Annotated in this window: 12 protein-coding genes and 2 pseudogenes; 11 read left to right on the top strand and 3 right to left on the bottom strand. The window is 43.4% G+C overall.

The features are described 5' to 3' along the window. Positions 1-206, bottom strand: a pseudogene (locus ACWPAB_RS14900) (TIGR02391 family protein); the annotation flags it as partial. Between the two features lie 60 nt (positions 207-266). Between ACWPAB_RS14900 and ACWPAB_RS14895 the strand changes: the two are divergent. Together ACWPAB_RS14895 and ACWPAB_RS14890 are read left to right on the top strand one after the other, a co-directional pair. Beyond that, a complete protein-coding gene (locus tag ACWPAB_RS14895) occupies positions 267-1,025 on the top strand; it encodes an ORF6N domain-containing protein (protein WP_016368112.1) in 759 nt (252 codons plus the stop codon). After that, positions 1,026-1,205 (top strand): annotated as a pseudogene (locus tag ACWPAB_RS14890) (hypothetical protein). On the opposite strand, the gene ACWPAB_RS14885 reads toward ACWPAB_RS14890, so the two are convergent. Further along, positions 1,198-1,449 carry a DUF1883 domain-containing protein gene (locus ACWPAB_RS14885; protein ID WP_003572196.1) on the bottom strand — a complete coding sequence of 84 codons (252 nt, stop codon included), beginning with the start codon at positions 1,447-1,449 and terminating at the stop codon, positions 1,198-1,200. The pseudogene ACWPAB_RS14890 and the gene ACWPAB_RS14885 sit on opposite strands and share 8 nt — an antisense overlap. Before the next feature lie 65 nt (positions 1,450-1,514). On the opposite strand from ACWPAB_RS14885, the gene ACWPAB_RS14880 reads away from it, so the two are divergent. Further along, positions 1,515-1,871 carry a DUF771 domain-containing protein gene (locus ACWPAB_RS14880; RefSeq protein ID WP_003572199.1) on the top strand — a complete coding sequence of 119 codons (357 nt, stop codon included), beginning with the start codon at positions 1,515-1,517 and terminating at the stop codon, positions 1,869-1,871. A gap of 84 nt (positions 1,872-1,955) precedes the next feature. Then, the gene (locus ACWPAB_RS14875; protein WP_003572201.1) at positions 1,956-2,159 is read left to right on the top strand and encodes a hypothetical protein; all 204 of its coding nucleotides are present in this window, start codon (positions 1,956-1,958) and stop codon (positions 2,157-2,159) included. Here ACWPAB_RS14875 and ACWPAB_RS14870 read toward each other — a convergent pair. Beyond that, complete coding sequence (locus ACWPAB_RS14870) at positions 2,142-2,687, bottom strand: hypothetical protein (protein ID WP_003586921.1); 546 nt, start codon at positions 2,685-2,687, stop codon at positions 2,142-2,144. The two genes, ACWPAB_RS14875 and ACWPAB_RS14870, sit on opposite strands and share 18 nt — an antisense overlap. A gap of 180 nt (positions 2,688-2,867) precedes the next feature. On the opposite strand from ACWPAB_RS14870, the gene ACWPAB_RS14865 reads away from it, so the two are divergent. From ACWPAB_RS14865 to ACWPAB_RS14835, 7 genes are read left to right on the top strand one after another with little or no spacing between them, the layout of a single operon-like run. Continuing rightward, the gene (locus tag ACWPAB_RS14865; RefSeq protein ID WP_003661649.1) at positions 2,868-3,182 is read left to right on the top strand and encodes a hypothetical protein; all 315 of its coding nucleotides are present in this window, start codon (positions 2,868-2,870) and stop codon (positions 3,180-3,182) included. Beyond that, entirely contained in the window at positions 3,175-3,921 is a 747-nt protein-coding gene (locus tag ACWPAB_RS14860) for a DnaD domain protein (RefSeq protein ID WP_003589923.1), read from the top strand. The genes ACWPAB_RS14865 and ACWPAB_RS14860 overlap by 8 nt, the downstream gene beginning before the upstream one ends. A 14-nt stretch (positions 3,922-3,935) precedes the next feature. Further along, the gene (locus ACWPAB_RS14855; RefSeq protein WP_019909842.1) at positions 3,936-4,760 is read left to right on the top strand and encodes an ATP-binding protein; all 825 of its coding nucleotides are present in this window, start codon (positions 3,936-3,938) and stop codon (positions 4,758-4,760) included. Beyond that, entirely contained in the window at positions 4,760-5,278 is a 519-nt protein-coding gene (locus ACWPAB_RS14850; RefSeq protein ID WP_003574016.1) for a 3'-5' exonuclease, read from the top strand. Before ACWPAB_RS14855 ends, ACWPAB_RS14850 begins: the two co-directional genes overlap by 1 nt. Before the next feature lie 46 nt (positions 5,279-5,324). Beyond that, the gene (locus ACWPAB_RS14845; RefSeq protein ID WP_003597560.1) at positions 5,325-5,747 is read left to right on the top strand and encodes a hypothetical protein; all 423 of its coding nucleotides are present in this window, start codon (positions 5,325-5,327) and stop codon (positions 5,745-5,747) included. A gap of 1 nt (position 5,748) precedes the next feature. Further along, entirely contained in the window at positions 5,749-6,486 is a 738-nt protein-coding gene (locus ACWPAB_RS14840; RefSeq protein WP_016368116.1) for a hypothetical protein, read from the top strand. 11 nt (positions 6,487-6,497) lie between these two features. Continuing rightward, positions 6,498-6,785, top strand: a complete 288-nt coding sequence (locus ACWPAB_RS14835; protein WP_010493149.1) for a hypothetical protein — start codon at positions 6,498-6,500, stop codon at positions 6,783-6,785. Positions 6,786-6,870 lie beyond the last annotated feature (85 nt).

Genomic DNA, 6,870 nt, shown 5'->3' with positions numbered 1-6,870 from the left:
GAAGCATTACACTCGTGCCTAATTGTTTCGTCTAAACGACGCCATTTGGTAGACGCTTTGAACCATTGATTGTCAGTTTGTCTTTGAAGATCATAATCGAAAAATCCAAGCAAAGAAAACATTTTGGTGATTTTGGGCCCAGTCGTATATTCTCCCAAGATTTTAGATATATTTTCAACAGCTACGGCATCAATTGGTTTGGACATTACATTCCCTCCTTATGAACTATTATCCCACTGACGGAGGGCAGCAAACTATGAAAATTCATGAAAGAAGGAAACGCATTGAATGAACCACAACCAATTGAACAAAACGGCCAGCGTGTACTGACCACCGAACAACTTGCAGAATTGTACGGAACGACTGTTGGAGTCGTTCAAATGAACTTTAAACGAAACTCGAATAAGTTCATTGAAGGAAAGCACTTCTTCAAGCTGAAAGGGGAGCAACTTCGGGCATTCAAGAACGAACCGACAAATTGTGGGTTCGTTGGGAAAAATGCAAGTGCTCTATATCTCTGGACTCGCCGCGGCGCCGCACGTCACTCAAAAATGCTTGGTACAGATCAGGCTTGGGATATGTTCGACAGTCTGGAGGAGAACTACTTTAATCCGAAAACACGGCTTCCACAGACGCCAGAAGAAAAGCTTGCTTTAACCATGGAAGTTGCTACTCGAACTGTAAAACGGATTGAAAAGCTTGATGGTCGTGTAACTGATCTGGAAGAGAAGGCTTTGCTGGCACCAGGTGAATATAACTACATCAGCAAACAAGTCAATCGAGCTGTTGCAAATTATGTGGACGTACATCACTGCAAACTCAACGCAAAACAGCGCAGCCTCTTTTATCGAGATATTAACCACGGACTAAATGACTACATCGGAATCAAGACACGTACACAGTTACGTAAGAAAGACTTCGATAAGGCTGATGACTTTATCCAGAATTGGACGCCATCAACAGCAACTCTCATGAAAGCACGCGAGATTTCATTATTGGAGGACCAACAACAGAAGGCTATCTAAATGAATGAACGCCCAAAGGAAAAGTTAACCAATGTCGTTAAAGTACAGGACAAAGATGTTGAAGACTAAGTAACTGGAATGGTCATTGATCTTCTCAAACAAAAAGGCTTCACATTTGCCAACTTTGAATCAGTTGTAGCACGTGTGAAGTCTCACTATCAGAACAACGCAACTATTTAGACCAGGTGTAACGGTATTGTTCGCCTGACCCATTTTCGGCAATCAGATACCAACGGCCAGCTCCAGAAACCCGAATTGTAACTGGGGACTCATCATAGTGACCTCCGAAATATGTAAAGTGGTCACCACGTTGGTGAGCGTTGAAGTTTGCTTGATCCACCAAGTAAACGTTCGCAGCGTGCGGAAGTTCGACTGTAACAGCTAGAGCTCCGCCCGGATTGTCATAATAAGGGACTTGCACCATGAAGATTCACCTCCTTTCGGTTTCATTATCCGTCAGGAGGCGATCACAGGAAAGGAGAAAATGCCATGCCGTTGTTGCAGGTTGTTGAAGATGATCAGATTTCAAGCAAAAAGTATTTAGCGGTTGAAGAAGAAGAACTGGCAAAGATGATTGAGGAGAACCAAGAGTTAAAACGCAAGCTAGCAGCACGAGGCATGTGGACGCTCACCACCGCAACAAGCTATGTCGAAGGACATAACAACACGTGGGTAGTTAACAATATCTTGAACGTCCCACGCTTCCACAAGTTCTTGCAAGATACCGTGGTTTCATATCCACCGCCTGGCAAAAAGGGGTATCTGTTTCATCCGAAACCATGGCTCGACTTCTTAGACAAATGGTTCCCAGAGATTTCAAGGTCGCTTAGAGAGAAGGGTAAATAATGATTGGTTATTTACTAATTGCTGGTGGCTTCGGCGTGATCGTTGGCCACTGCTTAGGCCACAGCGGAAATTGGAGGAAGTGGATTGAATAGCCCGGAGACCAAATTGAACAAAAAATATTCTCCAATATTTGGCGATGGTATTAGTGTTTCGGCCAATGATGTTCAAATGGCAGTTGATGGTATTGTCGCGACTTTGAGTAGGCATACGAGCAATCTTGCGGAAGCAAAAGCAATTTTAGACTTGATAGATCTTGATCAATACGCTGAATTAAAACTGATTAAATAGTCTTTCCGCGCTCGTTATGTAAATGGATTTCGCTACTTCATCTGTTTTTGTTGGTACCGGCGTGATGTGGTCGAAGGACGTGGCCACATCAGCGTTAAGCAAAAAGTCTTTTGTTTCTTTTTTACCAAACTCATCTGAATAAGTTATGGACAAAGAAAACTTTCTGGTTTTTAACTCAATTTCTGAGTTTTTGACTGAAATAACGGCTGCATAGGTCTGGTCGGGTGCTATCAGCTGATTAGAAAATAATTCAAAAGGGTTGTTTTCAAACTTTAGTTGCCCACTGTCAATAGCCGGATCAGCCTTGACTGATAAGATTGTTGCTCCTGTTCGGCCAAAGTTCTTGATCATTAGGTAAATTATTGTAGTTTGCGAAGATCTGACAACTTTAAGAAAAGAAACGATGTACGGCTTGTTTGCATCACGTTCTGATTTAGAACTTCGTATTAAAGCAATTGTTGATAGAACAACAGCCACTATCGAAGTCAGAGCTTGTACGACGCTGGAAAAGAGTTCGTATTTATTCATTCTAATCACCTCTTCGTGATTATCGCACAAAAGGGAGCAAACAATATGCTCTATTCACAGCTTAATCAACGAAATAATTGGCAAAACAAAAACCGCTAAGCGCTAGCACACTTAACGGCCAAAAATGAGGTTTCACATTGATTGACCTCATTATATCACAGAAAGAAATGAGGTAAAACAATGGCCAGAGAAATTGGCAAGCAACTTGACCGTCTTGAATCACTTGCATACAAAGTAAGAACTGATCAGTACCTTTTGGATTATTTGAGAGAATGGGCAGAAACCAAGTGCGATCTATTCAGGGATGATGATCCTCACATGACCGATGGTGAGAAGATTCAAGACCGGCTGTTCCTAAAAGACAACTTTAAAAAATACATGGATATCTTGGGTCAAACATCACTCGATATGATCAAATTCGAAGCAGACTTAATGGATGTTCGCCAAAACATTGCCGATCAATGCTTTCATGAAGGCGGTGTCGATCATGAATGAGAAGCCTGGTTACTATGCAATCATCCCAGCAGGTGTGCGCTATGACAAACAGCTGCCACAAGGAGCCAAGCTCTTGTATGGCGAGATCACGGCACTCACCAATAAGAACGGTTACTGCTGGGCATCGAATGACTATTTCGCAAAGCTCTATTCGGTTAGCATCGGCACTATCAAAAGTTGGCTAAAGTGTCTCGAAGACAATTCATATATCCGCAGAGTCATCAAATATAAAAGTGGAAGTAAGGAGGTTGAACAAAGATTTATTAGTTTAGCCCCTCGGTCAGAAAACTTACCCCCCTCGGTCAGAAAATTGACCCACCCCCGGTCAGAAAACTGTCCAGAAAATAATACAAGTATTAATAATACAACAACATTAGGGGAACCGGAGCTCATTAATTTTTGGGAGAAAAACGGTTTTGGTTTTATCAGCCCAAAGAACCGTGAAGACCTCATGTACTGGGTAGATGATTTCAAGAAGATTGGCTCAACTGACGAGCAGGCAGTTCAGGTAGTCAAACAGGCCATGAGCAACGCAATTGACAATAACGTGCGTCGTTATAGCTATGTCAATGCCATTTTAAAAAATTGGGAATCCTTAAGGCTTACTAGTTTAGAGGCAGTGACGGCCTATGAAGCCCAACGAACACAACGCCAAAAGTCAAAATCAACGTCACGGCAAGCATCTACAGACGTTTATCAAAACCAAGGGGATGTCCAAGATGAAGACTTACCTTGGTAGAGAAGAGGCGTGTGATGAGCAATCTTGAAACTAATCAAGGACGTTTAGCAGCGATCGAAACATTTGCTGAACGTTGTCCCGATTGTGGCAGCCTCTTGTATCGCCCGAAGGGATTGAGCAAAGTAACCGGTAAAAAAATGGCCGGAGTGTGCATGAATTGTGGCTATAAACAGCCACCCACGGAGCCTAAAAACGTCACGCCAGATATGGAAAAAGAGGCCCGCAAGAACCGCACCGTTGGATACTACCTAGCTTATTCGGTATTTAGTACAGACGCGATTATTGCAAAGGATTTCAACAACTTCCATACAGATGGCAGCCTTGGACAGCAGCAGTTGAAACTCTTCGCTGTCGGTTTGTCTAACAAAATATGCCGTAACGAGGTTGTACACGCATTGATTATCGGTGACACAGGAGTTGGCAAGTCACATATTGCTAACGGCATATTAATTGACACTCAGACCAAGACAGGCTATCGCAAAACATGCCTTTTCATTGACTGGAACGCTTTAATGCAGAGGCTCAAGTCTGGCATGAGTGCTAATGCACAAGATGTGCGAATGAAGAACGAGAAAATTATGCATGAGATTGGCAAGGCTGATGTGGTTGTGATCGATGATCTAGGTTCCGAGCGTGGTAGTGATTTTGACCGCCAGACGGCGGATGATGTTTTCAGAATGCGGGAAGACAAAGCAACTATCGTGACAACCAATTTGCACGGACAAGATCTGAATAAGAGGTACGGCGAGCGAACTATGTCCCGTATGGCCAAGCACGGCCAAGGAAATAGCTTTGGCGTTAAAGGAATCCTAGATCAGCGAAAAGAGGCGTTGCCTTGATGAAAGAATACGTGATTATGGACACGGAGTTTAACTCAACCAGTAATCGAGCAATTCAAATATCAGCAGTCAGAATTCGAGACGGTCTGCACATTGCAGATCAGTTCAACCGATTCATTCCATCACCAGATAAATTTGATCAGCTTCACATCATTAGGACAAGTAACATGCGATACAGCGACTATTTAGCTTTACCAAGCCTGCAGCAAACAGTGCGTGACTACGTGGCCTGGATGAGAACTACGATTGACATTGTGGGCTGGTCGATTGAAGGCGATGCGGGCCGCATCAGAGAAACATTTAAAAAGGGGTCACATGGCATCCCCAAGAACTGGAAGTTTATCGACATCGCAGACATCGTTGAAAAGCGGTATAGCTTTAATGCTACGCCTCCGCTGCAAGGACTGGCGAATGTTCTAGGCATACCAGTAAACCGTACTCACAACGCGCTAGATGACTGTTTAAGGACATTTGGAGTTATCAAGGCATTGGAGTCACGAGACGGAAAGCTATTTTGAGGAGAACAAGCTTGAATTTAGCAAAGAAAAAGTAGGAGGAAATACTATGGATAAATTAAATTTGAATCTGAACGAACTGGCTGATGGGGCCATTAAAGAAAAGTTGACAAAGGCATTGGCCCAGGTTACCAATAACATTCTTGATCCTAATACTGATCAGAGCAAAGCACGAAAAGTTACCATTGCGCTTAACTTTAAGCCTGACGATAGCGGAGTCGTTAAGCTTACAACCGATGTCAAAACAACGCTAGTACCAGACATCAGTGTCACCACCAATGTATTGCTTGGACGTGGCGAGGACGGATATATGGAAATGAACGAGTTAAAGTCAGGTACACGAGGGCAGGAATACTTCGACCCAGATGATAGTACGCTAAAAGACGACAAAGGTATCCCAATTAAAGACGATAAGGTAACAGACGCACCGATTGATTTCCGAAAAATCAAGAACGCCAAGGAGGCCAACTAATATGACAACAGAAGCAGATGCACTTAAATTCACAGCAGAACAGGCAGTTACTGCAAATGGTAAACGAATTATCGAAACAAAAAATCGTCAATTTTTGATTAATGGTAACGGTGATATAAGGGAATTTAGACCAAATGATGGAGCAAACGAAGCGTTACAAGTTCACACATTGACTGCAGTTGTCGATTATATCGGGAAGGTCAGCGAACGTTCTGCCAGTCCCTTAATTGTGCAAGTAGTCGATGAGAACAGCGTATTCGTATTAGGAGAGCTCGATGATTTTGGCAACCGGGAAGTCTTGATCAAGGCCAAGGCAATGCATCCCTGCTACCCATACGGTCAATGGCTGGATTCGGAATCATTCATCATCGCACTGCAGGCACAGTTCATGACCACTGAGGATGGCAAAGTGTTGCTTAAATTTGTTGGTAATCTTAAAGACGAATCTGCACAGACGATGGTTGATGACGGTGTAAGCCAAGTTGCAACCGCACGCAGTGGTGTGGCATCCGTTGGCAAGGTAGTTGTCCCGAATCCAATCTCACTACGGCCATATCGTACATTTCTGGAAGTTGAGCAACAGGAAAGTGATTTTGTCTTTCGGATGCATGAAGGTCCAAAATTGGCGCTCTTTAGTGCTGACGGTGATGCGTGGCGGAACACAGCAATTGATCTTGTTGCCGAATACCTTAGTGAGAAGCTTGTAAAATTTAGCAAGCACGTGACAGGACTTGCGTAAGGAGACATAACATGGCTAATAAAGTGGAAAGGGAGTCGAATTCGACCCCCTTAACCAAGAAACAGAAAAGCTGTCAGTATTGCCAAGAGCCGCATAAACCTATTGAAGCAGAAGATGGTAGTTTTCTGCGAATAGGTATGTCTGGTGGGAACTGTTGGGACGGAGTTCATCCTGAAAAAATAAATGGTGCGGCAATACACACCTGCACCGCAGTCGGATTTGATAATGCTGAGGTTGATGAACCGATTGCAATCAATTATTGTCCGATGTGCGGACGTAGGCTGGAAGCAAAGCAATGATTGCCGTCATCTTGCTCATCGCAGTTGCTTCAATATGGGCGTGGGCTAACTGGGAAAGAGGAAAATGAAATGAATTCATTATTAA

The sequence above is a fragment of the Lacticaseibacillus sp. 30 genome, assembly GCF_053819265.1.
Note: the sequence above shows the minus strand (reverse complement) of the source record. Positions and strands in the feature narration are given on the sequence as shown.